This is a genomic window from Bacillus sp. TH25 (assembly GCF_016650935.1).
GTDB lineage: Bacteria > Bacillota > Bacilli > Bacillales > Bacillaceae_G > Bacillus_A > Bacillus_A mycoides.
Genome location: NZ_JAEKEU010000008.1, coordinates 266,675 through 293,249 on the forward strand (window position 1 = coordinate 266,675; position 26,575 = coordinate 293,249).

Below are 26,575 nucleotides of genomic sequence, written 5' to 3' on the forward strand. Positions count from 1 at the left end.
AAATTTTAGACTTAACTATACACGAGCTTATATGTAATAACGAATGTATTAAATATGTAGTTGCGGATTTTCTTCATATAAAGTATTAACATATTGTTTTAAATTCTTGATGAATAATAGAATCTCTTGACTAGGCATTCTAGCATGTTGAAGATGAAATATGTTTCCTTTTCCGATTTCTAATTCACTTGAAGTCAAAGTAATAGGGGTATTTCTAAAGACATGCCATGGGAAATACAAGTGTATAAAAGTTTCTCTAAAATATATACCAGATTCACAAATTAATACTCCGTCCGACCCCTTACTCAAATTACCAAGGATGGATGTATCTAAAAAAGCAATGATTTTTTCTTCTTTTGGAATAATATATTTTGCTCCAATTTCCTTTAACTTTTTGTGTGAAATATGAGTATCTACAAATAATCCATTATCAGGTTCTAATAATTCATCGTACGTCTCAAACAAAGAACAGATTGATTTTATCTCATCAACTTTTATAACTGGATGTATATCATTTTGCTTTGAATTTTGGAATGAATTTGTAAGAGTTATAAGTAATTCTTTAAATAACAGTGGAGGATAATCACTTCCGTTAATATTAAAGTTTTTTTGTGCATTAAAAGATAAAAAGCTATCTTTATCAATTTCAATTTGTTGCACTTTATTTAATTGATCCCATTTTATATTTCCTTTACCTAACAGCCAATTTTTCCAGTATAGACCTGAACTTGTAAAGTAAACACCATACTTTCCTGATCCAAATAAATTACAACTTAAAAAAGCAATAACTTGGTCATCCGTTGGTATAGAAAAACGTTTTTGGGCAATTGATAAGAAATCTTTAGGGATTCTAGTAACATAAAATCTAGATTGCTGATACTCTAAACAAATATCAGTTAAACGATTAATATCTATATTCATCTTAACCATTCTCCATTTCAAGTTTCGTTTCGATATAATCAATTATAAAGTTGTCAGGAAAATATTAACACTTAAATTTAGCTTAAATTAAGAAGGTAAGGAACTATAAATAGATTTGTATTAGGCTACAAAAAATGACCTGTATTTTTTATTTGGAGTAGTAAAGACTTGTTAAGGTAATAAAAAGGTACATAAAACCAACACCTCACAACCATACTAATAAAATGTGTTGGAGGTGAAATTTATGGACAAAAAAGACTTTCAAAAAGTTTATAATGATTACTTACATCAAGGAGAAGAGCAAGCTCAATTGGAAGTAGACCATGAAGTCAATTCTGGAGCAGAACAAATTGTTGCCGTTCGTAAAAATGATGAAGGTGATTTAATTGCTTTTAAAACATGTAGTGGAAGAGAGTTAGATTATATTACTGCTCTTGATGAAGCGAAATCAGGGAAGTTAGCTCATGTGGACGTATTTCATAAGTATGGTAGGGATATTATACGTAGTGAACCGGATGGTATAAAGGAAAATAACTTAGATAATTTACCGTCTTTTTAAACGGGTAAGCCTCAAGAAGAGAATGTTCATTTGGATATTCTCTTCTTTTCTTTGTTAAGCTTTCCCTACAAATAGAAGGTTCATTTCTAAAGTGCAATCACACTTTTAAAGAGTTCTCTAAATTTCTCTTTATCTTCTGCTGTAAATGGTTTTGGCCCTTTTGTACGCTTGCCGCTTTTTCGAACCATTGCACTTAAATACCGTGTTTGTAATAGTTGTTCAATGTTTTCATTCGTATACTTATAGCCTTTATGGTGTAGAACGATACAGCCTTTTGCTAAAGCTAGCGAAGCAAGACCGTAATCTTGCGTTACGATTAAATCTTCTTTTTTTGCTAACTGCATAATCCGGTAATCCGCAGCATCTGCTCCGGAATCAACATAAATTGTTTCCACCCCTGCTGGCTGCTTAGCATTAGAAAAATGAGAAAAGCTAGTAACGAGCGTAACAGGGATTTCGGCATTCGTAGCTTCAAAAATAATCACATCTTTTACAGGACAAGCATCTGCATCAACGTAAATCTTCATTTTATCACTCCTATGAATAGGTTCGTGTTGATAATAATGGTAGATTTAGGTTTTGTCAAACGAGATCCCTTTATCATAAGTTACTTTTCACAAACTAAAATAGCCTCCCGCAAACGAGAAATACCTTCTTCAATTTGATCAATATTCACCTTCCCGTAAGATAAACGAATATAACCATCTTTCGCGCCGAAAATACTACCCGGCATAAAGGCGATTTCTTGTTTTAAACTTTGCATAATGAGTTGTTTTTCGTTTATAGGTTCGTTTAATTTTCCCCATATGTAAATACCACCAGTAGGCTTTGAAAAAGAGATTTTATCGTGAAGTTGTTCGTTTAGGGCACGGACGATAATGTCTCTTTTTTCTGCTAGCCGCTGTCGTAACGGTACGATATGAGACTGAAATGGTACAGTTTCGAAAAATTGCTGCATAAGCCACTGCGGGAATATACTCATTCCTAATTCCATTTGGTGCCGTGCGTCGGATAATCGCTCTACTACTGACTGCGGGGCGACAAGCCAGCCGACTCGTAAACCTGGTGCAATCATTTTTGATAAGGAATGTACATAAATGACAGTTCCGTTTTCATCAATTGATTTCAAAGTAGGGCAAGGTTGTTTATTTTCTAAAGTAAGTAAACTGGACGGATCATCTTCAACAATCGCAATTCGTAAGTCTGCGCAAAGTGATAACAGTTTTTTTCTACGGTTTGGATGAAGCATTGTTCCAGTAGGGTTTTGGAAATTTGGATTTAAAAAGATCATTTTAATACGATGCTTTCTATATAACTCTTGCACATCATCCGGATTAATACCGTGCTCATCGACAGGTAATGGGAAAATACGAATACCTGCTGATTGGAATAACGGTAATGAATAACAGTGGGAAGGACTTTCGAAAGCGACTGCATCACCTGGATTTAATAAACATTGTACGATAAGGTGAAGTGCTTGTTGGGCGCCGGATGTAATCATAATCGATTGTTCGGTCGCTTCAACTTTTAAATATTCCTTCATATATTTTACTACCGCTTGTCTTAGCGGGAGATACCCCTGGGGATGATCGTAACTTAATGACTGCGTTAACGGTTGTTCTCGCAAAATTGTTTGTAGTTGATCGTGAGGATAGAGATTACAACCGAGCTCTCCGTTTGCGAAATCTATAATGTTCTCATTTTGTTGTACTTCTGCCCGAATATGGCGAAGTAACGGTAAGTTTGGTAAAAAAGTACCACCTTCTACGAAACCTCTCCAGTTCGGCGTTAATGTTGGAGAAACGCCCCACATATGTGTACTCACACGTGTACCTTTACCAGTCGTACTTTCTACAATTCCCATAGCACGTAGTTCATTATAAGCAGTTGTTACCGTACTTCGGTTTACATTTAACTGCGTAGCTAATTTCCGTTCTGAAGGGAGGAAGCTACCTGGGGGAAGTTCTCCGTATGTAATACGTTTTTCAATAAAGTCAACAACTTGCTGATAAATTGGGATTTTACTGTCGTTATCTAGCTTCCATTCCATACAAACGCCTCCGCAAATCTTATATACATTAAGTATAACAAATTGGCTGGGTAAAAAAACAGCCAATTGGACGGTGTTATATCCAGCCAATTTTACTATGCTAAATAGGGAAGGGGAGATTCGGATGAAACGATGGCAAATGGAATGGCTCCTAGTATCAGTAGCATTAGTATGGGGAGCAAATTATACAATTGGAAAGTATGGCGTGGCATATATGTCATCCATTCAATTTAATAGTTTACGATTTTTAGTAGCATCTCCGGTATTATTACTTATTACATTTTTAATGGAACGCTCACTTCGCATTGAAAGAAAAGATTGGTTACGATTAGTAGCAGTCGGTATCGTTGGAACGACAATGTATCAAACGATGTTTATGCTATCTGTGAAATATACTTCAGCAACGAACGCCTCATTATTAATTGCGATGTCACCTATTTTTACAGGAATATTAGCAGTATTGCACAAACAAGAACGTTTTTCTATGAAAGTACAAATGGGTTCAATAGTAGCATTTATTGGTGCAGCATTCGTTTTATTAACAGGACATACAGGAGGAGCTACATACGAGTATGCGTGGCTCGGAAATATAATTGGATTAGTCGCAGCAATTGCGTGGGGATGGTATCCCATTTTAGCGCAACCACTTATCACAAAATACTCCGCAATGAGAGTCACATCATGGTCTACTTTAATTGGAATTGTACCTCTCGTTATATACTGTTTATTCAACGTAAATACATTAACGTGGCCAGTAGATAGGCCAAGCTGGGGATCACTAGCATATTCAATCGTCTTTGCGACAATCTTCGGACTTGCAATGTGGTATGTCGGTATTAGTAAAATAGGTTCAACGAAAGTAATGGTTTATATGTATCTCGTACCATTGTTCGCAGTTATCTTTGCAGCTGTAACAATTGGAGAGCAAATCAATATGATGCAATTAGTTGGCGGTCTTATAATCTTCATCGGCTTATATGTTGTAAAAAAAGGCGGAGTGAAGAAGCCAGCTTTCAATTTAAAAAAAGCAAGTTAATAGTGAAAAGGATCTCTTTCAAATAGAAGGAGATCCTTTTTGTTTATGCGATAAAAGCGCTTGTTCAACAGCCCATTTTTGATGATCGTGAAGTAAATATTCTATAGCAAGCGATGGAGACATCCACCTTAAAATATGATCCTCCTCACAATTTTCGTTTTGCTTATGTACCATGTTCGCAATGTAAAAGAACCCATCGTTTAAATAATATGTATCTTCCTTTTCCGCATAAAAATATCGCGCTGCATTACCGATATACTGTTCGATTTCAATCGCCCAACCTAATTCCTCTAGTAATTCCCGCTGTAAACATGCTTCTTTCGTTTCCATACCTACCATACCGCCACCAGGTAAAAAGTAATGTTCTCTATTTTGAATGACAGCTATGTTTGAAGTAACTGGATTGAAAATAACCGCATAGCAACTAGGTCGTAATACATATTGTTCAGTAGGCTTTTTATAACCAAAAGTAAGTTTAGTCATCATAAAACACCTCAACTTTATATAAAATACATAAAAGGGATATTAAGGTAAATGCGGAATTATATAAGTATAATCTTTTGAGATTGGAGTGATAACAAAATGATAAATCGAAAATGTTCAAGGTGTAAAGAAATAACGGGTACAATACATGGTGGTAAAAAAATAAATGAAGAATTTCTGTGTGAAAATTGTCTTCAAAAAGGAATTGCGAGTGGGGAAATCGAATTATCACAAGTGGAAGAAAAACAAACTTCGTATCTTTCTATAAAAATATTAAAAATAATGAGTGTTATTTATTTAATAGTATCTATTATAACTGCTTTGTCTGCTGGAGCACTTATACAGGATCCAGGGCTTGGTGGAATATCATTTTCAATAACAGGTGCAGTTGGTGTTATGGTAATTGGATCGATATTCCAGTCTGTTCTTGTATTTTCAGGTATTTGGGTATTCATTCTTTTAGTCGAAACGGTTATTAAAATATATGAAAAAATGAAGTGAGTGAGAGGGAGAAATACATGCGAGTAAGAAACATTCAAGGGGAAGATTATGAAAAGATTCATTCTGTATTAAATGATTGGTGGGGCGGGAGAGATATGGCTAGTATGTTGCCAAAATTGTTCTTCGTTCACTTCCAAGAAACGAGTTTTATCATTGAAGAAGATGGAAAAACGTTAGGTTTCTTATGTGGATTCTTTTCACAAACGCATAAAGATGAAGCATACGTTCATTTTATCGGCGTAAATCCAAAGTATAGAAGAAAAGGAATCGCAACGACATTGTATTCTTATTTCTTTGATGTCGCTCGTGCAAGCAACCGTAAAGTTGTAAAAGCAATCACGTCACCAGTTAATAAAAAATCGATACAATTTCATCAAGAAATCGGTTTTCAAATTGAAGCTGGAGATGGTGAAATAGAAGGTGTATCCGTACATACAAATTATGATGGTAATGGCGGGAGTAGAGTTTTATTTTTAAAAAATGTGTAAAGTAGGCTGACGTAAAGTTAGCCTTTTTGTTGTGAGGAGGGATAAATATGGAGAGTTCTCAAAGTAGAAACGAGTATTTACGACGTATTTATAAAGTGCAAGACTATATAGAATCACATATAAATGATTCACTTTCAATTGAAGATTTAGCTAATGTGGCAGGCTTCTCAAAATTTCATTTTCATAGAATTTTTAAAGGGATGATGGATGAGCGGTTATCTCGGTATGTGAATCGTTTGAAATTAGAGAGGGCAACACATCTACTTACTTATCGCCTGGATATGACAATTACAGACATCGCTTACCATTATGGTTTCACAGATTCAGCAGTTTTCTCTCGGACATTTAAAAGTCATTACGGTGTAAGTCCGTCTCACTATAGAAATCACAATAGCAAGAATTGCAAAGACGTTAGCGAAGATTCTCAATACAATGAGTGTAAGAAGGTTCGAGGAGAGGTCGAAATTGTAATAGCGGACAAAGTAAACGTCGCATACATAAGACATGTAGGTACATATAAAGAGTTAGCTATAGATTTTCCGAAAATGATAGAAAAACTATTTCATTACGCATCGGAGCAAAACTATCATGCATTCGAGGATACGAAGGTATTAACAATTTACCATGATCATCATGAGTTTACAGAAGACTATCATTTAAGAACAAGTCTATGTATAACAATTCCAGATGAAGCCTCAGTAGGAACGAGTGACATTGGAATAATGGCAATACCTTCAGGGACATATGCGATAGGTCACTTTGAAATATTCCAAGATGAATACAAAGGGGCATGGAACTTTTTATACGGTGAATGGCTCCCGAATAGCGGATATAAACCGAGAGATTCGTACCCTTTTGAAGTATATAGAAATGATCCAAGGCAGCATCCGGAAAATAAACATATAGTCGATATATATGTACCTATCGAACCTTTTTAATCATAGATTAAGGGGGAAGAGCAATGAAAACGGCTGAACAGTTAGATTGTGTTGTAAAAGAAGAATATAAAAATATTAATGGTATGTTAGTAATGCAAAAAGGTAATGTTACTTTTGAAAATTATTATAATGGTTACGGTCCAGATGATACATTTCATGTGGCATCGGTCACCAAAACGATAATCTCTGCGTTAATTGGAATATGTATAGATAAAGGATATATCAAAAGTGTTAATCAAAAAGTAATAGAGTTTTTTCCTGAATATAATCTTAAAGAATCTGAAGTAACAGTTCGGCATCTACTTACAATGACAGCTCCATATCCTTTTGTAGATTGGCAGGAACCGTTAGAAGAACTATGTACACAACAGGATTGGGTGCAGTATACGCTAAATAGAATCGGACAAGGCGGAGAAATCGGATCTTTTAAATATTCATCTGCAGGTGCTCATTTACTATCAGCAATTATTACGAGTGTAACAGGGAAAAGTGCTCGTGAATTTGCGAATGAATACCTATTCCAGCAAATCGGTATGAGAGAAATTCCAAACTGCAATATGAAAGCATTTGGATTCGATGACTTATTCGGAAAAGATGTAAAGGGATGGGTTCACGATCCAAATGGTATTTCAACTGGCGGATGGGGACTTACGTTAGCAGCTAGAGATATGGCTAAGTTTGGACAGATGTATTTGAATGAAGGTATTCATAATGGAAAGGAAATTCTTTCAAAATCGTGGGTACAAGAATCAATAGCGATGAATTCAAATCAATACGGTTACTTATGGTGGTTACGAGAAGAAGATGGGGTCTTTTCATACTGTGCCATGGGTGATGGTGGGAATATGATTTGCTGTGTACCAGAGAAGGATTTGGTGGTGGCGATTGCATCTGAGATTGTACCGGAAGCGAAGGATATATGGGGGGAGCTAATTTCAAAATATATTCTTTCTAGTGTACAGTCAAATAATTAAATTTAGTTTAAAATATGGTATGAATTGGAATTTTATACCATATTTTTTGCTATTATATATAAGTAAGAGATAGAAAGAGATTTCACTAGATGGATAAAAGACGTTGTTTGAAAGGTGAGGGTATGATGACAAAGTCTAATGTTGTAGAAATCATTTCAGCTTTAGTAGCTATTATCGGTGTGTATGTACTAATAAATGCACCAGAAATGGGGAGTAAGGCAACAAGTGAATCTGTTGCAGAGCAGGGCGGTCATATGGATACAAGTACGTATTTAGCTTTATTACAAGGATACGGAAATTCTTATACAATTCTAGGCGCGACTTGTTTATTTATGGGGTTGCTCAGTTTAATTTCGATCATTTCAATTCAAGTATATAAAAGTAAATAGAGGTTGAAAAAACAATGCTCCTGCCAAATTGACAGGAGCATTGCTCGTATAAATAAGTATTTTCGTAGATGTGTACTTATCACTATGACTTAGTTGAAATATTTTTCAACCCCTCTTTATCGTCTTCATTACTGTCGAATTCGATAAAAAGTTATGTCACAAGTTGCAAATTTGGATGACGTTATATTAACTATAGAAAAAAATGAAAAATACCCGTAACTTTTTACAAGGGAAAATCGTTAAACAAAAGAAAAGGTTTTTAATCATGCGCTTGATTGAATGGGGGAAAAAGAATGAAGATTCTAATACTGGGCGGTACACGTTTTTTAGGAAGGGCTTTCGTAGAAGAGGCTTTGAATAGAGGGCATGAAGTTACATTATTCAATCGTGGAACAAATAAAGAAATTTTTCCTGAAGTGGAGCAGTTAATCGGTGACAGAAATGATGATGTTTCAAGATTAGAAAATCGAAAATGGGACGCGGTAGTCGACACGTGTGGGTTTTCTCCGCATCACATTAGGAATGTTGGAGAAGTATTAAAGGATAATGTTAAGCACTATATATTCATCTCAAGTCTTTCCGTATATAAAGATTGGATCCCGCATCACATAAAAGAAGACTATAAATTACTACCTGAACCACCAAGTGATAAGGTAAAAGCTGTAGAGAATGGTGAAATATCTCCTTATGAGTATTACGGTGCGCTTAAAGTATTATGTGAAAAAGAAGCAGAGAAGTATTGGCCGGGGCGTGTTTTACATGTAAGAGCAGGACTTCTTTCAGGAATGTTTGATTATACAGATCGCCTTCCATACTGGGTTCAGCGTGTAGCAAAGGGAGGAGAAGTGTTAGTACCTGGAAGAAAAGACCATCCAGTACAGTTCGTTGATATAAAAGATGTCGCAAGCTTTGGGCTAAACATGGCAGAAAATAATAAAGCGGGTACATTTAATGTAACGGGTCCGAATTATGAATTGACGATGGAAGAACTATTAAATGTGTGTAAAAAGGTTACGAATAGCGATGCTGAATTCGTTTGGGTAGATGAGTCATTTATGAATGAAAATAAAGTGCAGCCTTGGACAGAGATGCCTTTATGGCTTCCCGAAACTTTTTTGTTAGAAGGTGAAACGAAGCCGTGGAAAGGTGGGTTTTCTATTTGTGTCGAGAATGCTGTTAAAGCAGGGCTTACTTTTAGAAGGTTAGAAGATACTGTTACAGACGTGCATGACTGGATAAAGAGTATGGACGAATGGGAATTAAAAGCAGGTATTTCAGGTGAGAGAGAGAAGGGTTTGTTAGAAAAGTGGTATCAATAAATTTAGATGAGCCATTTGAATATACTTGATTGCATATAAGGAGGAGAAATGTTTATGAAGTGGTGGGGGAGTGGGAGAATAACAATTTAAACATAGTATTAAGAAAAAATGCCTTGCTACTAAAGAAACAAGGCGTTTTTCGTATGTAAATCTACTACTCAATCGGTTCTTCCCCATACATTTCCCACAACTTAGGAAACATTTTTTTCAAGCCTTCTTCGTCATCATAATCGAAAACAAATTCTTTCAAAATTTTGGATAAAAGAATCAACGGAAATGAACTAAAATCAATATGGTTACTTATGATGGTTACGAGAAGAAGATGGAATCTTTTCATACTGTGCAATGGGCGATGGTGGAAATATGATTTGTTGTATTCCGGAGAAGGATTTGCTTGTAGTAATTGAGTTTGAAGTTATAGCGAATGCAGAGATAGATGGGAATTGATTGAGAAATATATTAATACTTGTATACAGTCAAATAAATAATATTAGTACAAAGATGGTGTGAACTGGAGTTTCATACCATCTTTTTGTTTTATGACGGAAAGTTCAGGGGAATGTAAGGGTTATGCAAAGAAATGTAAATATTAGGATTTTTTGATATGAGATTATTTTTTTTATGTATAATGAGGACAAGGCCTGAAAGTACTTAAATATTTAAGTGAATATATTAAACAAGGGAGATTGAGTTTATATGAAAAACTTACTTCAAAAAACTTTAGCTACAACAGGGCTAACTGTTTGTTTATTAGGTATGGCTTCTTCCGTTTCATTTGCTTCAATTAGTTGGGATAATAGTGCAGCGTGGACAGGAAGCGGAGCAAAAGCTAGGGGAACTGCCTACACTGCGAAATCAAATGAACCTCATTATTACAAGATGACTGTAAGAGCTACCTTTAGTGATGGCTCTTCTAGAGGGGCAGAATTGGATGATGCTCAAATTTCAGATCGTATAAACGTTAGTGTTTCATCCACAGGGAAAGTGAAAAATGGTTATTCGGGTCATGAATGGATAATGGAAGGGGATAGTGCGTACACCTCTAAGGAAATGGTAATTAAATAAAAATCAACAAAAACCGTGAAAAAGGATAAATACCTTTTTCGCGGTTTTTAAAATGAGGAGGATATATGAATCTAGTATTAAAAGAAATAGCGGTGAACAAAGCGGTATTCATTATGTTATTTATTGGGTTTGTATTGACGATATGGCCGGTACTTATCGCAATGTCGACGCGAGATTATTATGATGAGAAATTTTATGATAGTAAAAATGGTTATTTTAATTATTACTATTCCGTTCAACTTACTAATATGAGGGAATTAAATTTCAAACAATTTCAGACGTTAGTAGAATCTGATTTTAAAAATGCTAGCGTTATTACAAATGATATTCGTATTACTATTCCAGGTATCGGCCGAGTAACAATGAATGGTCTCCTTAATAAAAATTGGTCTCCACCTTTGCTAAAAGGTTCTCAGATGGAACAAGATGAAGAAAATAGTGTAATAGTGGGGAAGAAAATTTATAAGGATATGGAAACAATAAAATTATTTAATAAGGAATATACAGTTAAAGGCGTAGCTGGAGCAAATACTGGATATGAGTATAATATTAAAATTTACGTCTCTCTAAAGGACATGCCAGATGAAATGAAACAAATGATACAAAATGAAAATACATTCCAAATGATTGTTCGTTCTAACGATAACCCTAAAAAGGAGATAGACACTTTCATACAGCATATAAAGCAGGACAATAAAGATATAAATGCCAAAGTGATAAGTGAAAAAGAGAATTTTGAGAAAGAAAAAAACTCAAGTGAAGCCGTAGAAGAGTTACTCAGTTTTCCATTTAGGCTTTTTTGTATAGCTTTAATTACCAGTATAATAGTAAGTTATTATTGGATTTATACGAAGAAAAAAGTCTGTCGCTAAGGAAAGCTTTGGGAGCAAGTAATATAAATCTTTTTATTTTTATATTTAGTCAATTATTCTTATGTGCAATCACTGCATCAGCCTGTGCAATATGCATACAATGGATTTTTAGCACTTTGAGTAAAAATATAATAGAGTCTACAAGCTATAGCATTAGTATACAGTCTTCTCATATTGTAATGTGTGTATTTCTTTCACTTACTATAGCTTTTATCCTCTCTGTAATACCATTTGTATATGTGCTTAAAAGTGAACCTGCTAAAGCATTAAAGGAGTAAAAATGATGAGAATAAAAAGTGCGTTCATAGCATTAAAAAAGAGATTTCTATTTTCAGTACTTCTTCTAATACAATTTACATTTGGATTATCAACTATAACGAGTTCCATTAATGTATTTTATAATTTACACCATCTAAACGATAAGTCCAGCTCAGTATTAAATGTGGATAAAACATATTTAATTACTTTTGAAAAGACGATAGATAGGTTGCAAAGCAATCAATTTAATAAAGAGCAAATTCAAGCGGTTTATAAAACAATTCAACAAAATAAAGATGTGATTTCGTATGGTACATACGAGGAGAGAGTAATTGAAATACAATCAAGTAATAGACCACTTCAAAACAGTATGATTGCTGATTTGAAACATAAAACGTTTCACGATGAAAGACCTACTATTAAAACAATTTTTGTAGATGAAAATTACTATAAATTGTTACATTTACCTTTAAAACCTGAAGAAGGCTTCTTGCATGAAGATTTTCAAAAAAATAGTGAAGAGAAAACAAAGGTTTTAATGGGTTCTTACTTTAAGAAATATTTTCAAGTTGGGGATACAATCAATAGTCAATATACAATTACAGGCTTTTTGCCAGAGAATAAATTTATCGTAAATAATAATACAACGAACACATATTTGAAGTTGGATTACGCAATGATACTGCCTATGTCATCTAATAGATATGAAAAATATGAAGCAATGTTTTTAAGACTGCATCAAAGTACAGTTTTACATTTACGAAAAGATGCAGATATAAAGAAACTAGAAGAATCAATTCAACTTAAAGGAAACGGCGGTACGTTTTATTTAAAAAATTTAGGTGATGAAATAAATGAAGATGTTACTCTTAACAGCTATTCTGAAATACCTCAACTTATAGTCGGAATCTTATTCATTCTATTCTCGATAGTCGGAATTGTAGTAACGACTATTGTTTCTATCTTGATGAGAAAGAGGGAATTTGGTATAAAAATAGTTTTTGGCGAAAGTAAATTTGGAATGCTTATTCAAATTGTTTTAGAAAACATTATTGTAGCAATAGCTGGCTTGGGAATGTCACTAGCTTACTTTTCATGGAGGTATGGGGTTCTATTGCAAATGTCAAAGGATTTAAAGGAAACAACGGTATTAGACTTTAAATTGAATATGCCTATATTATTTTTAGTATTTCTGTTCTTATTATTGATTATCATTGTTTCAAATCTCATTGTCTTCTTGTTTATTAGAAAACTTGAACCGAAAACATTAATAGGTGGGATGGAATAATGAGTTTAATTGTATTGAAAGACATTAAGAAGGTGTATAGTAACAAGAATCACAATACGTTCGCGTTAAACGGTATAAACTTAACGATAAATAAGGGTGAAATTATAGCGATAATGGGGCGATCAGGCTCAGGAAAAAGTACACTATTAAATGTTATAGGATTAATTGATATGCCAAATGAGGGTGAATATACGTTAAATGAAAAAACATTAACTGAAATTAGAGCAAATAAAGTTCATAAAACAAGAAATGAAATGATTGGATTTATTTTTCAATATTTTGCGTTGTTAAAAGAACATAGTGTACTGGATAATGTAGCACTACCACTAACGTATAGAAAGCTGAAGCAACGTGAAAGAGAAAATAAGGCGAAGTTCTATTTAGAAAAAGTAGGTTTAAAAGAACATATGCATAAAACACCGGACGAGCTATCAGGTGGACAACAGCAGCGAGTCGCAATTGCTAGAGCGTTAGTAGGTGAACCAGAATTAATATTGGCAGATGAACCGACCGGAAATTTAGATAGAAAAACAGGAGAAGAAATTATGAATCTACTATTACAACTGAATGAAGAAGGACGAACAATTATTATTGTAACGCATGATATTGAAGTGGCGAATAAGTGTAATAAAATTATTGAGTTAGTTGATGGGGAAGTTGTGCGGAGTTAAATGATATTAATAAGGGAATATATATTAACTAAAATACATCGCAATCTGGCGATGTATTTTTTATAAGAATAGTATATAAATTCGATTCTTATCGTAACAAAGTAGGATTAATAATGATGGTAGAACGTGGGTTGCTCCTTCTTTAGAAATGTTTATGAAATGGTGGAAGGATAATAATTTAACCATAGTATCAATAAAAAACGCCTTGTTACTAAAGAAACAAGGCGTTTTTTATATGTAAATCTACCACTCAATCGGTTCTTCTCCGTACAGTTCCCACAGCTTAGGAAACATCTTTTTCAAACCGTCTTCGTCATCTTGGTCCCAGTCGAATTCAATGTCGTCATTATGAGCTCTTTCATCAGTTAGTACATGGTAAAGCGTAAAGTAAGTATCATCTTCATCTCCTGTTTTTTTTGCATATACAGTGAAACCGAAATATAAAGAAAGTTCTTCAATGTTTGGAACGTCATACTCGCTCAGATTTTCTAACGCAGGAATTAACCGTTCTGGATCTTCAATACACGCTTCGTAAGTTTCTTTTCCTTGATATAATAACCATCCACGGAAATAATCAAAACAATCATCCGAACAACCGCCTAAAATAATATAGGCTGCTGCCCATAGGCGAGATGTATAGGAAGCTTTTAATATATGATGCATATGCGTATCAAAAGCTACAATTTCATGTACTGTACGTTTAGCGAGGTGAGAAGTAAGCCATTCTATTTGTTCTTCTTGGTCTTCGCCTTTCGTTTTTGTACGTTTAAGTAGTTCCCAAAATTCTTCTTCTGTTATCGTCTTTTCTTTTATGTAATCTTCCCCAGGGAATGGGTCTATATATCCTTTTTTACGTTTGGAAGCAACTAGTTTGTTAGCTTCTTTTATACATTCTTCTTCTGTTTCAAACTCTTTCGCTTTTACACTACCAGCTGTGCCGATTTTTCCATAAAACACAACATAATCTTTATCTTTCACAACGATTTTCCAAAACTTATTAGATTTCTCAGTTTGCTGGATTAATAACGTTTCCATTCGTACCCCCATAGTGTTTTTCTAGTGTGTATTGTGATTGTAACATATGTATATATACCTGTAATGACAGAAATTTGCGTTTGTTTTTTTGAAAGTTCAAAAATCATTGAATGAAATAGAAATATTTAGTAATCTTATTTGTACAGCACATACATACTAGTTTTGTAATGATTTGATATTTAAATAAAATATAGGGGGAAATCGATGTGGATCTTACATTTAAAGTAGAGCAAACATGTTTTAATTACAGAGTCGGAGCAATTTGTAAACATGATAATAAAATACTTATCCTTCAAGACGAAGGGGAAGATTATTGGTACGTACCGGGCGGACGAGTGAAAATGCTAGAAAATAGTGAAGATGCGTTAAAACGAGAGCTTGCAGAAGAGCTAGCTGTTCCAATTGAAGTAAAGAGATTAATATGGTCAGTAGAAAATTTCTTTACACTTTCTGAGCGAAAGTTTCATGAGATTAGTTTTTATTATGAAGTAGAGCTACATGAATTACCCGCGAATGGAGCGGATCAATATATTTTGGAAGAAGAGGGTAGAACATATTTGTTTAAGTGGGTGCCGGTAGAAGAGTTAGATGCATATAACTTACAGCCAGCATTTATAAAAAAGAAAGTAAAGGGTGTATCAATTCATACAGAACATATCGTTTTACAAAAGTAAACGTATCCGGAGGGGAAAACCGTGAAGGGGACTAAAAAAGAGATACATATAGATGATAAAGTCATTCGTTACACACATATCGAAAAAGGTTCCAGTGCGATTTGTTTTATGTTTTCAGGTTCAGGCTACAATTATGATAAACCGTTATTTTATTATGCAACGATGTTAATGCTTGAACATAAAATAGATGTAGTACATATTCATTATTCCTACGATGGACAATTAATGGAAAAACCAATGGAAGTAGTAACGAAAGTAATGATGGGTGATATTAATCCTATCATTAATGAAGTGCTAAGAAGTGGACAATACAAAGATTCGATGTTTTTAGGAAAATCACTTGGAACAATTCCGCTTGCAAATGACTTAATGAAGAGAGAAGAATTTTCACAGTCAAAAATGATTTTACTTACACCTTTACTGACGTTTGATTCGATTTTTGACTCAATCTTACATAGTCATCACGAAGGGCTTTTAGTAATTGGGGATAAAGATCATCAATACAATGCAGGTCAAATTGAGCAATTAGAACAATCGAATTTAAAAATCGAGGTTGTGAAGAACGCAAATCATTCTGTAAATATTGGGGGATTTGAAACGGAAAATTCAATTGAAGCTATAGCGAAAGTAATAGAACAACTTAAAGAAGTTGTAAGGATAAACTAATTTAAGTTTCAATACATGCAAAAAGAGGTGCAATTTGCACCTCTTTTTCATTTAATAAGCCTTCAGCACATGAAGCAAATAATCCTTTCGATTCAGCGGATTAAAGTCAATGCGTTTTCGAGTAGGGAAGGGAGCCGTAAGTTTTGTAAAATCAGCTGGCTTTGCTGTAAAGATACCTTCTCCTTCAGTAAATGAATGTAGCATTCGTTTAAAATTCTCTGTTTTCGCAATAGGTAACGATCCAGTTAAGTGATAAGAATCATTATGCAATATAGGCTCTACGAAAGTTGCTGGAATGGCTGCGAGCTTATACATTGTGGTACTAATTGCGTGCTCTGGTACAGTTAATTCAAATTCGTTTAATGGCTCATATACACATGTTTCAGCCCGTTTCAAAGCATCCATTAAAACGATCGGTGTTAAATTTCTAAAGTCACTCGCTGTTGTAACAGGGCTTGCATAACCGGTATGCGTTAAAGTGACGATAATGTCAGTAACTTCCCAGCCGTATAAACCTTGTTTTAACGTTTGAAATACAGTATCTTCAATCGCTTTATGAAATGCTAAAGGTAGTGATCCAAGTTCGACACCTAAGTTATACGTTATGCCAGAGTTAAGTTCACCACGTTCAACTTTGAAACCAATTGTTGCGTAAAAAGGATTCTCTTTTTCACCCATTACTTCAACGCTATCTCCTATACCAACTGGCTTTTCAACACATACAACTCGTGTATTTGAAAAAGTAACCTGTAAATTATATTTCTCATGAAGTGTCGTTTCAATCACTTCTTTTTGCACTTCACCGAAAAGGCGAATATATAGTTCATTATGCACATCGTCTTTCCACACTTTAATGAGAGGATCTTCTTCACATAGTTCCATAAGAGCAGCGTATAAATCATGAATTCGCTCTTTAGGTAAGGCATCAATTGCAGCCTCCATTTGCGGTTCGGCAAAGTGAATATCCTTTATATAATCTGTCCGTTCACCGATAATATCACCAATTTTAACATTCGTAAGTCCCCACACTTTGCAAAACTCTCCACTATGAACAGTAGAAGCTTGAACCGCATTTCCATTATGAAACATGCACATTTTTTTAATCTTTTCTTTACGTGACGGAGACTCATCGCGCTGAATGTCAACATATTTTCTAACGTGTAAACTACCAGAAAAAACTCTTACATAAGCAATCTTTTCCCCAGAATATTCACGTTCTATTTTAAACACAACACCAGACAATGTTTCATTTTGTGCCGATTTATTAGCTGGAATTAGGGCTGAAATATTTTCAAGTAGCTCAGTTACGCCCATACCTGTCATTGCTGAGCCGAAAAAGATTGGATACACATTTGCTTGCTGTATTTGTTTTTCTAGTTCTTTTCTTAATAGCTCATCTGAAATTATTTTGTTATTTACATATGATGCAAGCAAGGACTCGTTATATGGTGCTAACAGTTCAATACAATCGTCATATGATTTATATTCAATAATACGAGCGTCCTTTGTACCTTCGTTTTGGGCAGAGTAGAAGGGAAATACTTCATTTGAAAGAATCTCTTTTATTTGCTTTACAACTTTTTCAGTATTTGCGCCACTGCGGTCTATTTTATTTACAAATAAAACAGTCGGTATGTGTAGTTTCTGTAATGTCCGCATTAAAATCTTTGTCTGTGCCTGCACGCCTTCAACGGCAGAAATAACTAAAATTGCACCGTCTAGTACGCGAAATGATCGCTCCACTTCAGCGATAAAATCAGCGTGTCCGGGTGTATCAATAACATTTACTTTTAAATCATCAATAAAGAAAGAAACGACAGATGTTTTAATTGTAATTCCGCGTTGTCTTTCTAATTCCATTGAGTCAGTTTGCGTATTACCACTATCTACTCGGCCAACTTCTTTAATCACATTCGTTTCATAAAGAATACGCTCAGTCAAACTCGTCTTGCCAGCGTCTACGTGCGCGACAATCCCTATATTTATTGTTGTCATATATAAATATCCTCATTTCATTTTCCATTTTCATTTCCTCATTTCTATTTGTGTATTGCCGCATTACAATCACTCTCCAGTCATTTAAATTATTACTATTATAATGTAATTTACATTTTTTGTAACGCTACAAAGCGCCTTAATTTGGAAAAAATAAAATGAAAACAAAATGCTTGCATTCTAAATCGATATAGATTATATTAATTGACATATCAACTATTGATGCATCAAACGTTTTTGCTTTGGATGTAAAGGAGGGATAATTTGACAAGTTCATGCTCAAAAGAAGCAATAATTTTATATAAATTACACTTCCTCAATAAAGAAGTAAGTTCGAAGTTTGAAGGGTGTACGGGTATGAGTCAGTCTAGATTAGAGCTCATACTTCAGTTATATGAAGTAGATGAAATTAGTCAAAAAGCACTTCAGCAAGAAGTGAATATTGATAATGCCGCGATTACAAGGCATTTAAAACAGCTGGAAGCAAACGGAATGATTACAAGACGTAAAAATCCAAATGATAACAGAATTACGTTAGTTTCTCTTACAGAAGAGGGGCGAAATAAAATTCAAGTGTATCAAGAGGAAAAAGAGCGTTTCGCTACTTCAGCATTTAAAGGATTAAGTGAAGAAGAACGCGACAATCTTTTAACGATGTTAGACCGCATTCAAGAAAACATAAAAGAATTATAAAAAAGGGAGAATACAACTATGACAAACTTACTAAAAACAAATGACTTTAATGAAATTTTAGCAGGACGCCGTTCAATCCGTAAGTACGATCCTTCAGTGAAAATTAGCAAAGAAGAAATGACTGAAATTCTTACAGAAGCAACACTTGCACCATCTTCAGTAAACATGCAACCATGGAGATTCCTTGTTATTGAAAGTGACGAAGCAAAAGCAACACTGGCTCCACTTGCAAAATTCAATCAATCTCAAGTAGAAACATCTTCAGCGATGATTGCTGTATTTGGTGACTTAAACAACTTTGATAACGCAGAAGAAATTTACGGTACAGCAGTTGAGCGCGGTTTAATGCCAGCTGAAGTAAAAGAAGATCAAATGCAAAAACTTTCAGGCTACTTCTCAATGGTTACGCCAGAAGTAATGAAAGATACAGTACTAATTGACGGTGGTCTTGTAGCGATGCAATTTATGTTAGCAGCTCGTGCTCACGGCTATGATACTTGCCCAATTGGTGGATTTGAAAAAGACCAAATCGCAGAAGCTTTCGGATTAGACAAAGAGCGTCACGTACCAGTTATGTTAATTTCAATCGGAAAAGCTGCTGACAGTGGTTATCCATCAGTACGTCTTCCAATTGAAAAAGTTGCTGAGTGGAAGTAATTTTATAAAAAACAGAAATAAGTGAGATATGAGAGGGGACACACCATGATTATTATTCACGCAATATTTCAAGTAGATCCAGCAAAACAACAATCATTTTTAGAAGAAATTCAGCCATTACTTCATGGTTCAAGAGAAGAAAGTGGAAATGTATCTTACGATTTATATAAAGATACTGAAAAAGAAAGTGTTTATACGATGGTAGAAGTATGGAAAGATGAAGCAGCAGTTGCGAGTCATAATACGAGTGAACACTTCACATCTTTCGTTAGTAAAGCATCACAGTTTTTAACTGCTCCGCTTGATATAAAGGTTTATAGCGGTGAACTAGTAAAATAATATGGTTATAGAAGATGACTTTGGCGTATGCTGAGGTCATCTTTTTTATTTACTTATATTTAATTGCATGTTAATGTATACTTAATTTTTTAATATCTCTACCAATGGAAAAAGAATATACAAGCTATATGGAACTCTTTGTAGAGTATTGCTTCTTTAATTGTTCATGAGTGTATCTTTGTTTTATTAATATAGAATGAAAAAAGGATGCGTTAGAGCTAAACGATTAATGGGTAGCATGTTAATAAAAAATTACATGAGTTTAGTAAAAACTTATAATTTATTTTTAAGGGTGTGAAAATATAATGAAACCGGTATTGAAAAGCATACTTATTTCCTTTGCTTTTTCTGCAGTAGGGATGTGTTGGTTGCTGTTCATGTTATTTAGAGGAGGCGGAGACTGGTTATTGTCTTGGATAGGTGTATTAATGGCATATTTCTCTTTATACACTTTAATAGATTTATATTGTAAAAATACATATGAAAAAACATTAAATATAGTGCTTATAAAATCAACAGTTACTACCTTTAGTTTTGGAGTATTAGGAATCATATTTGGTATAATACACGAGCTATTAACACCATGGAGTCTCAGTTTAATGGTTTGGTATTGGCTGCTAATTCTACTTTTATTTTTAACGACCATAATATTATTAGTTATTTTAGTATTTGTAAATCGTAAAGATCAAAATTTCCCCGGGGTATATAGATTACTTATACTTCTAAATTTACTTCTTACGTTAGGACCAGTATTGTGGCCACTATTTCTTACTATTCTTGGAAATGGTATGAATGCTAGTGCAGGATGGTAAAAGTGAATAAAGATTAGTAGTTTAAAGAAGTGAATGAAATAAAAAGTTGATATAGGGTTTTAAGTATGTAAGAGAACGTGTTTTGATAAATTGAAAACACGTTCTTTTTTATTGTTAATCTTAATATGAACTCCTTAAATTTATAAGATAATTCGATTGGGAAAAAGATATGTTACTGGAACAAACATATATGTACCTTTGAAACGAACACAATTAATGAATCATCTTAAAAATAATAAAGACGAGGTGAAATGAAAATAAGGGCAGTTAAGTGGCTGTCCTTATTTTATATGCCCTTTTTATTTTCATGCATAGCTCTTTCTCAGTTTATCGTATCAAAATTTGAACGTAAGTATTTCGTAAGGAATGGATAAGAAAAAAGAGAGTTTTATCATATAGGATTAAAGTATAACTTGAATTAATCCGATATTAATAGAGAAGAGGGAGCCTTATGAAAAAATGTAATTCAATTAAGTTAGCAAGTTTAGCAGTTTTATTAGCGGGTACTACTCTATTCACACCAGGTTTTACTGTGAAAGCAGAGTCAGCTCAAAATATTTCTAGTCCGTCAGAAGCACATGATCAAAAGAACCGAAATGGTTGGAAACAAGTAATGCAGGAAACAGTTCAGCTTGGAACCCCAGGAATATTAGCGAAGACGTCTAACAACGGAAAAACTAGTAGTTATACAGCTGGCGTGGCGGATTTAAGTACAAAGAAATCGATAAAATCGGAATATCGCTTTCGGATTGGTAGTGTGACGAAGACTTTTACTGCCACGACTGTTCTTCAATTAGTAGGAGAAAATCGCATACAACTTGACGATCCAATTGAAAAGTGGCTACCGGGCCTCATTCAAGGTAATGGGTATGATGGCAATCAAATTACGATACGTCAACTTTTGAATCATACGAGTGGTATAGCTGAATACTTAAAGTCAAAAGACGCTGATATTATGAATTCGAAAAAAACGTATACAGCAGAAGAAATAGTGAAAATAGGACTTTCTCTACCTCCAGATTTTTCACCAGGTAAGGGATGGTTGTATTCAAACACAGGATATGTAATATTGGGAATGCTTATTGAAAAAATAACTGGAAATAGTTATGCGGAAGAAATTGAAAAGCGAATTATTGAGCCTTTGGATCTGTCAAATACGTTTTTACCAGGGAATTCACCCGTAATTCCAGGTAAGAATCATGCCCGAGGGTATATGAAAATTGATGAAACAAGTGAGTTGAAAGATATGACGTATTATAATCCGAGTTTAGCTAATTCAGCTGGAGATATGATTTCTAATGCGGACGATCTAAATAAATTCTTTTCATTTTTACTTGGTGGTAAGTTACTGAAAGAACGCGAGCTAAAAGAAATGCTTACTACAGTTCCTATAGAAGGAAAAGGTGTTGGTGATGGATATGGCCTTGGGATCTATGAGACTAAACTTCCAAACGGTGTTTCAGTTTGGGGTCACGGAGGGGCAATTCCTGGATTTACAACTTTTGTTGGCGGAGTAATGGGAGGTAAACATACATTAGCTGTCAATATTAACTCTTTAGGTGCGATGGATGTTTTTACACAGTTTAATAAAATGATGCAAATTGAATTTAAGAAATAGATGAAAAGAAAGCGAATGGAATACTGCTTTAGTTGTAAATAAAAGAGATGCTTTTTAATTTCGCAAATAAGGACAGTATTAGCATTCATGGTATGGCAGCAATCAAGTATATGTAGAACATAAATACGGATACAAGTGTAATTCAATCTTATAGTTTAGTATAAAAAGGATGTCGGTTACAAGACATCCTTTTTATTGAGGATCAAAGAGGTATGTTTGTAAATTTTGAAAATTGTCATTTTTGTAATCATTCCATATAATAAAGGTTATAGGGGATATACAGGGGAGTTATGAATGGATAATACTTTAGTTAGTTAATTATTTTTGTTTTAATAAATAAAAGTAAATTGATGTGGAGTGAAATACATTGGGACAAAATCAGTTTAGATGGAGTAACACACAATTACGAGAACATGTTGAAGTAATAGATGGCACAAGAAGCCCGCACATTTTATTCAAGAATGCAACATATTTAAATTCCTATATGCGCGAGTGGGTGCAAGCAAATATTTGGATCTATGATGACCGCATTATATATGTAGGAGAAAAACTACCAGAGCAACTACATGAATGTGAAGTCGTTGATTGTGATGGAAAGTATGTAGTTCCTAGTTACATTGAACCGCATGCACATCCATATCAATTGTATAATCCAGAAACTTTAGCGAATTATGCGATGCAATTTGGGACAACAACTTTTATTAATGATAATTTAACTTTATTTTTCACGTTACAACGTGAAGAAGCATTTCGTTTATTAGATGAATTTGAAAAGATTCCGGCAAGTATGTATTGGTGGTGTCGTTTTGATGGACAGACTGAACTACAAAATGGGGAATCTTTATTTAATAGTGAAGAAATAATGGAGTGGCTGAAGCATGAAGATGTTCTTCAGGGTGGCGAGTTAACAGCATGGCCAAAACTATTAAATGGCGATGATGAGATGTTAAATTGGGTACAGGAAACAAAGCGCTTACAGAAAAAAGTAGAAGGTCATTTTCCCGGTGCGTCTGAATCAACGTTAGCGAAGTTAAAGTTACTAGGTACTGATTGCGATCATGAAGCGATGACAGGACAGGAAGCATTAACACGCCTTATGCAAGGTTACACCGTTACTCTTAGAAACTCTTCTATCCGTCCAGATTTAGAAGTTTTACTGAAAGAATTGCTGGAATTAGGTGTCAAGCAATTTGATAGATTCATGTTCACAACAGATGGTTCACATCCGTCATTTTATGAAAACGGAATGACGAATAGGATGATAGAAATCGCGATAAAGCAAGGAATACCAGTAATTGATGCCTATAATATGGCAAGCTATAACATTGCTTGTTATTATAATATGGAGCATTTACACGGCGCGATCGTGACAGGAAGAATTGCAAATATTAATATTTTGGAAAGTAAAGAAAACCCGATTCCAATAAGTGTAATTGCAAAGGGTAAGTGGATGAAGCGTGACGGAATAAACAAAAATGCATCATTACATATAGACTGGAGTAAATTCAAAGTAACTCCATTATCATTAGACTGGTCTTTAAAGAAAGAAGATATGATTTTTTCTGAAACAACAGGTATAAAATTATTAAATGATGTTATTTCAAAACCATATGTAACTGAAATCGACTTAAACGGTGAGGAACTTTCTCTAGATCATGATGAGTGTTTCCTTATGATGATTGCTCGTGACGGGACGTGGCGAGTGAATACAGTTGTAAAAGGCTTTGCAAATAAATTAGGAGGCCTTGTTAGCTCCTATTCCGGTACAGGTGACATGATCCTCATTGGAAAGAGTAAAGAAGATATGCTTACAGCTTTTCATAGGGTAAAAGAGCTTGGCGGGGGAATGGTAATAGCTGAAAAGAATGAAGTATTACACGAAATAGCATTACCATTGCTCGGGATTATGTCTAATTTAAAAATGAGTGAATTAATACAGGAAGAAAAACAGATGGTGAAATTGCTACAAGAGCGTGGCTACGCGTATGACGATCCGGCATTTACGATTTTATTCTTTTCTGCGACGCACTTGCCTTTTATACGGGTAACACCTATAGGATTATATGATGTGAAAAGTAGTAAGGTGCTTGCTTCGCCGATGAAACTGATAAATCAATATTAAAAGGAAAGGTCCTATAAAAAGTCTATTTTATAGGACCTTTCTCATTCTTAGCATAAGAATATCCTAAGCCTCAAATAATATAGTATCTAAATCATTTGAGGTGATACTTAAATATGAAAAAACTATTGTATGTTTTAAGTGTATTTATTTTGTGCGTATCTATACAGCATGTGGTACATTCTCAGTCAAATGCACCAAGGTTGTCTTCGGATTGTCTGGAAGAAAGTAAAATTCGTGATGAAAAGTATGTGAAAAACATTATGAAGGACATTATATCTACATTTGATTTAAAGATTGATGAAAATAGTTTTTGGGAAGTTAGTAAAAGAGACCTAGAGGCTGCGCATTTGATGTATGGTGGGCGGGTTGATGATTCTTATTATAATTCGCTAACTAAAATTTATGATAGTGGTGGATATAGAGGAGAGCCTAGGTTGTTTGTGAGGGCGCAAGAAGCATTTTTACTTTATAAAGAAATTGACGATACTAATGTAATGAAACGCTTAAACCTTGAAAAAGGGGAATGGATTGTTACTGAAACGAAAAAGAAGCAAGGGAAAATCGTGGAATACAAGCCGTTACAATGTGAAAAAGATTATCTGAAAAAGAGAAATGAATATCATAATATAAAATGATGTAATGAAAATCTTGAAGGGAATAGTTTTTGTTAATAAATGATAAAAAGCAAGCAATCATATTAGTTTTGTAAATATGGTTGCTTGTCTTTGTTTTAAACAGAATTTCAAAGTTTAATTAATTGAATTTTCTGAATTATATTTATCAATTATTATATAAGTCGCTTAGTATTAGGTTGAGATAAAATATAGTTATTATACAAGAAAGAGGGGGAAGAGTGTGATGACAAATACAAATGAGGGAATTAATAGTTTATTAAAGGTATGGTATGAAAATATTATAAGATGTAACATAAACGAAGCATTACAAATAAAAACAGAAATAAATAAAAGAACTAATGAAAATGAACTAAATTTGGATCAAAGATTTTATTTGGAATTATTTAATTTTAGATATCAAGTGCTTACAGATGGGCTTTCAATTAATAAGCGCTCATTTGATCATATCGATTCAATGAATTTACCTGCATCTAATTCTATTCAATTTTATTATCACTTCTTTAAAGGAATACATAGAACGATATTAAGTGACTATAATGATGCGAAAATACATTTTGAACAAGCTGAAGAATTCATAACGAGTGATTTAAATGAATTAGAGAAAGCTGAGTTTATGTATAGACAAGGGACATACTTGTATCAAACTTACCAACCTCTACTTGCGATCGAGAAAGTAACTGAGGCCAAAGATATATTGTTAAAACATAATGAATATAATGTACTTGTTGCGTTGTGTGAAAACGTTTATGGGTTATCCTGTATAGATTTAAGGCAATATAATTTAGCAGAAGAAAGTTTCGATGCTGCTATTGATATTTTGCGAAGAGAGTCTCAAGAAGAATTATTACTACGTGTTCGAAGCAATATAGGTTGGTTATATGAAAATCAAAATCTATTATCATCTGCAATTCGCCATTTGTCAGAAGTAAACAGTAAAATAGCTAATCATGTACGTGCACTTTTTTCAGAGGCTGAAGCACACTTTAAGTTGGGAGAAACTCTGCGTGCAGAAGAGCTTATTAATCGCGGAATAAATGTCAGTAAGGAAATTGATAATAAAGAATACCTCCATAGATTTTTAATCCTTGAACAAATGAATAAATTATCAAATACAAATGAACTAGAGAAGGTTGTAATTGAAGGTATTCAATATTTTGAACAGAATAATCTATTAGATGCTGTTTATGAATATACTGAAAAACTTGCAATAAGATTTCATGAAGAAAATAATTATCGAAAAGCTAGTGAATATTTTTATCAAAGTACAGTGTCACAAAAAAATCAATGGAAAAAGGGGCATTAAAATGATAAAAAAAGTCAAAATGTTTTTAATGGGCATTGTATTTATTGGAACAGTCGCTTTTGGTGGGTCCCAATTTATTCAATATGCAAATCGAGGAGATACACCTGCACCAGCAAGAGACTTTATTCAATATGCAAATCGAGGAGATACACCTGCACCAGTAATTCCGACATACACAAAATCTTCACATGATAGCCTGAATTTATCATAGAAA

28 protein-coding genes and 3 pseudogenes are annotated in these 26,575 nt (G+C 33.9%); 24 read left to right on the forward strand and 7 right to left on the reverse strand.

Annotated elements, in window-relative coordinates; all coding sequences use genetic code 11:
- Positions 1 to 48: 48 nt before the first annotated feature.
- The gene (locus JFT89_RS04360) at positions 49 to 921 is read right to left on the reverse strand and encodes a hypothetical protein (RefSeq protein WP_201039501.1); all 873 of its coding nucleotides are present in this window, start codon (positions 919 to 921) and stop codon (positions 49 to 51) included.
- 244 nt (positions 922 to 1,165) lie between these two features.
- Here JFT89_RS04360 and JFT89_RS04365 point away from each other — a divergent pair, with 244 nt between their 5' ends.
- On the forward strand, positions 1,166 to 1,480 hold the full coding sequence (locus tag JFT89_RS04365; protein ID WP_201039502.1) for a DUF3892 domain-containing protein: 315 nt from the start codon (positions 1,166 to 1,168) through the stop codon (positions 1,478 to 1,480).
- A gap of 86 nt (positions 1,481 to 1,566) precedes the next feature.
- On the opposite strand, the gene JFT89_RS04370 is transcribed toward JFT89_RS04365, so the two are convergent.
- On the reverse strand, positions 1,567 to 2,007 hold the full coding sequence (locus tag JFT89_RS04370) for a YaiI/YqxD family protein (protein WP_201039503.1): 441 nt from the start codon (positions 2,005 to 2,007) through the stop codon (positions 1,567 to 1,569).
- A gap of 80 nt (positions 2,008 to 2,087) precedes the next feature.
- A complete protein-coding gene (gene pdxR, locus JFT89_RS04375; protein WP_201039504.1) occupies positions 2,088 to 3,530 on the reverse strand; it encodes a MocR-like pyridoxine biosynthesis transcription factor PdxR in 1,443 nt (480 codons plus the stop codon).
- 124 nt (positions 3,531 to 3,654) lie between these two features.
- Here pdxR and JFT89_RS04380 point away from each other — a divergent pair, with 124 nt between their 5' ends.
- On the forward strand, positions 3,655 to 4,566 hold the full coding sequence (locus tag JFT89_RS04380; protein ID WP_201039505.1) for a DMT family transporter: 912 nt from the start codon (positions 3,655 to 3,657) through the stop codon (positions 4,564 to 4,566).
- An 18-nt stretch (positions 4,567 to 4,584) separates the two neighbouring features.
- Here the strand turns inward: JFT89_RS04380 and JFT89_RS04385 are convergent, their stop codons facing one another.
- A complete protein-coding gene (locus JFT89_RS04385; protein ID WP_201039506.1) occupies positions 4,585 to 5,052 on the reverse strand; it encodes an NUDIX hydrolase in 468 nt (155 codons plus the stop codon).
- 96 nt (positions 5,053 to 5,148) lie between these two features.
- Between JFT89_RS04385 and JFT89_RS04390 the strand changes: the two genes are divergently transcribed.
- The 6 genes from JFT89_RS04390 to JFT89_RS04415 all read left to right on the forward strand — a co-directional run bounded on the left by JFT89_RS04390 (position 5,149) and on the right by JFT89_RS04415 (position 9,658).
- Positions 5,149 to 5,550, forward strand: a complete 402-nt coding sequence (locus JFT89_RS04390) for a DUF3980 domain-containing protein (protein ID WP_201039507.1) — start codon at positions 5,149 to 5,151, stop codon at positions 5,548 to 5,550.
- Between the two features lie 17 nt (positions 5,551 to 5,567).
- On the forward strand, positions 5,568 to 6,038 hold the full coding sequence (locus tag JFT89_RS04395) for a GNAT family N-acetyltransferase (protein ID WP_201039508.1): 471 nt from the start codon (positions 5,568 to 5,570) through the stop codon (positions 6,036 to 6,038).
- A gap of 47 nt (positions 6,039 to 6,085) precedes the next feature.
- Positions 6,086 to 6,976 carry an AraC family transcriptional regulator gene (locus JFT89_RS04400; RefSeq protein ID WP_201039509.1) on the forward strand — a complete coding sequence of 297 codons (891 nt, stop codon included), beginning with the start codon at positions 6,086 to 6,088 and terminating at the stop codon, positions 6,974 to 6,976.
- Between the two features lie 23 nt (positions 6,977 to 6,999).
- Positions 7,000 to 7,950: a serine hydrolase domain-containing protein gene (locus tag JFT89_RS04405; protein ID WP_201039510.1), complete on the forward strand. Its 951-nt coding sequence runs from the start codon at positions 7,000 to 7,002 to the stop codon at positions 7,948 to 7,950.
- A gap of 89 nt (positions 7,951 to 8,039) precedes the next feature.
- Positions 8,040 to 8,339 (forward strand): hypothetical protein, encoded by a 300-nt coding sequence (locus JFT89_RS04410; RefSeq protein ID WP_000361375.1) that lies wholly within the window; start codon positions 8,040 to 8,042, stop codon positions 8,337 to 8,339.
- Between the two features lie 293 nt (positions 8,340 to 8,632).
- Positions 8,633 to 9,658 (forward strand): SDR family oxidoreductase, encoded by a 1,026-nt coding sequence (locus JFT89_RS04415; RefSeq protein WP_016095722.1) that lies wholly within the window; start codon positions 8,633 to 8,635, stop codon positions 9,656 to 9,658.
- Between the two features lie 154 nt (positions 9,659 to 9,812).
- Here the strand turns inward: JFT89_RS04415 and JFT89_RS30875 are convergent.
- A pseudogene (locus JFT89_RS30875) lies at positions 9,813 to 9,902 on the reverse strand (DUF4240 domain-containing protein); the annotation flags it as partial.
- Between JFT89_RS30875 and JFT89_RS04420 the strand changes: the two are divergent.
- The 5 genes and pseudogenes from JFT89_RS04420 to JFT89_RS04440 all read left to right on the forward strand — a co-directional run.
- Positions 9,884 to 10,146, forward strand: a pseudogene (locus tag JFT89_RS04420) (serine hydrolase domain-containing protein); the annotation flags it as partial. The pseudogenes JFT89_RS30875 and JFT89_RS04420 sit on opposite strands and share 19 nt — an antisense overlap.
- A gap of 208 nt (positions 10,147 to 10,354) precedes the next feature.
- On the forward strand, positions 10,355 to 10,723 hold the full coding sequence (locus JFT89_RS04425; RefSeq protein ID WP_201039511.1) for a hypothetical protein: 369 nt from the start codon (positions 10,355 to 10,357) through the stop codon (positions 10,721 to 10,723).
- Between the two features lie 65 nt (positions 10,724 to 10,788).
- Positions 10,789 to 11,873 (forward strand): annotated as a pseudogene (locus tag JFT89_RS04430) (FtsX-like permease family protein).
- Positions 11,874 to 11,875: 2 nt separating this feature from the next.
- Positions 11,876 to 13,141 carry an ABC transporter permease gene (locus JFT89_RS04435; RefSeq protein WP_201039512.1) on the forward strand — a complete coding sequence of 422 codons (1,266 nt, stop codon included), beginning with the start codon at positions 11,876 to 11,878 and terminating at the stop codon, positions 13,139 to 13,141.
- The gene (locus tag JFT89_RS04440; RefSeq protein ID WP_016095718.1) at positions 13,141 to 13,812 is read left to right on the forward strand and encodes an ABC transporter ATP-binding protein; all 672 of its coding nucleotides are present in this window, start codon (positions 13,141 to 13,143) and stop codon (positions 13,810 to 13,812) included. Before JFT89_RS04435 ends, JFT89_RS04440 begins: the two co-directional genes overlap by 1 nt.
- A 243-nt stretch (positions 13,813 to 14,055) precedes the next feature.
- Here the strand turns inward: JFT89_RS04440 and JFT89_RS04445 are convergent, their stop codons facing one another.
- On the reverse strand, positions 14,056 to 14,847 hold the full coding sequence (locus tag JFT89_RS04445; protein ID WP_016095717.1) for a DUF4240 domain-containing protein: 792 nt from the start codon (positions 14,845 to 14,847) through the stop codon (positions 14,056 to 14,058).
- A gap of 206 nt (positions 14,848 to 15,053) precedes the next feature.
- Between JFT89_RS04445 and JFT89_RS04450 the strand changes: the two genes are divergently transcribed.
- Both JFT89_RS04450 and JFT89_RS04455 read left to right on the forward strand, forming a co-directional pair.
- Complete coding sequence (locus tag JFT89_RS04450; protein WP_016095716.1) at positions 15,054 to 15,521, forward strand: NUDIX hydrolase; 468 nt, start codon at positions 15,054 to 15,056, stop codon at positions 15,519 to 15,521.
- 21 nt (positions 15,522 to 15,542) lie between these two features.
- Entirely contained in the window at positions 15,543 to 16,187 is a 645-nt protein-coding gene (locus JFT89_RS04455) for a hypothetical protein (RefSeq protein WP_002066046.1), read from the forward strand.
- 51 nt (positions 16,188 to 16,238) lie between these two features.
- Here JFT89_RS04455 and JFT89_RS04460 read toward each other — a convergent pair whose 3' ends face one another.
- Positions 16,239 to 18,182 (reverse strand): elongation factor G, encoded by a 1,944-nt coding sequence (locus JFT89_RS04460; protein WP_201039513.1) that lies wholly within the window; start codon positions 18,180 to 18,182, stop codon positions 16,239 to 16,241.
- 264 nt (positions 18,183 to 18,446) lie between these two features.
- Between JFT89_RS04460 and JFT89_RS04465 the strand changes: the two genes are divergently transcribed.
- The 9 genes from JFT89_RS04465 (at position 18,447) to JFT89_RS04505 (ending at position 26,572) form a co-directional block, all read left to right on the forward strand.
- Positions 18,447 to 18,875 carry a MarR family winged helix-turn-helix transcriptional regulator gene (locus JFT89_RS04465; RefSeq protein WP_201039514.1) on the forward strand — a complete coding sequence of 143 codons (429 nt, stop codon included), beginning with the start codon at positions 18,447 to 18,449 and terminating at the stop codon, positions 18,873 to 18,875.
- Positions 18,876 to 18,893: 18 nt separating this feature from the next.
- Positions 18,894 to 19,532, forward strand: coding sequence for a nitroreductase family protein (locus JFT89_RS04470; RefSeq protein ID WP_201039515.1), 639 nt, complete (start codon positions 18,894 to 18,896; stop codon positions 19,530 to 19,532).
- A gap of 45 nt (positions 19,533 to 19,577) precedes the next feature.
- On the forward strand, positions 19,578 to 19,871 hold the full coding sequence (locus JFT89_RS04475; RefSeq protein WP_000583822.1) for a putative quinol monooxygenase: 294 nt from the start codon (positions 19,578 to 19,580) through the stop codon (positions 19,869 to 19,871).
- 305 nt (positions 19,872 to 20,176) lie between these two features.
- The gene (locus JFT89_RS04480) at positions 20,177 to 20,683 is read left to right on the forward strand and encodes a DUF3902 family protein (protein ID WP_002066049.1); all 507 of its coding nucleotides are present in this window, start codon (positions 20,177 to 20,179) and stop codon (positions 20,681 to 20,683) included.
- Positions 20,684 to 21,134: 451 nt separating this feature from the next.
- Complete coding sequence (locus JFT89_RS04485; RefSeq protein ID WP_078184920.1) at positions 21,135 to 22,301, forward strand: serine hydrolase domain-containing protein; 1,167 nt, start codon at positions 21,135 to 21,137, stop codon at positions 22,299 to 22,301.
- A 367-nt stretch (positions 22,302 to 22,668) separates the two neighbouring features.
- The gene (locus tag JFT89_RS04490) at positions 22,669 to 24,423 is read left to right on the forward strand and encodes an adenine deaminase C-terminal domain-containing protein (RefSeq protein WP_201039516.1); all 1,755 of its coding nucleotides are present in this window, start codon (positions 22,669 to 22,671) and stop codon (positions 24,421 to 24,423) included.
- A 113-nt stretch (positions 24,424 to 24,536) separates the two neighbouring features.
- Complete coding sequence (locus JFT89_RS04495; protein ID WP_002168119.1) at positions 24,537 to 25,058, forward strand: hypothetical protein; 522 nt, start codon at positions 24,537 to 24,539, stop codon at positions 25,056 to 25,058.
- A 223-nt stretch (positions 25,059 to 25,281) separates the two neighbouring features.
- A complete protein-coding gene (locus tag JFT89_RS04500; RefSeq protein WP_201039517.1) occupies positions 25,282 to 26,361 on the forward strand; it encodes a response regulator aspartate phosphatase in 1,080 nt (359 codons plus the stop codon).
- Between the two features lies 1 nt (position 26,362).
- The gene (locus JFT89_RS04505) at positions 26,363 to 26,572 is read left to right on the forward strand and encodes a hypothetical protein (RefSeq protein WP_002084811.1); all 210 of its coding nucleotides are present in this window, start codon (positions 26,363 to 26,365) and stop codon (positions 26,570 to 26,572) included.
- The last annotated feature ends 3 nt before the right edge of the window (positions 26,573 to 26,575 follow it).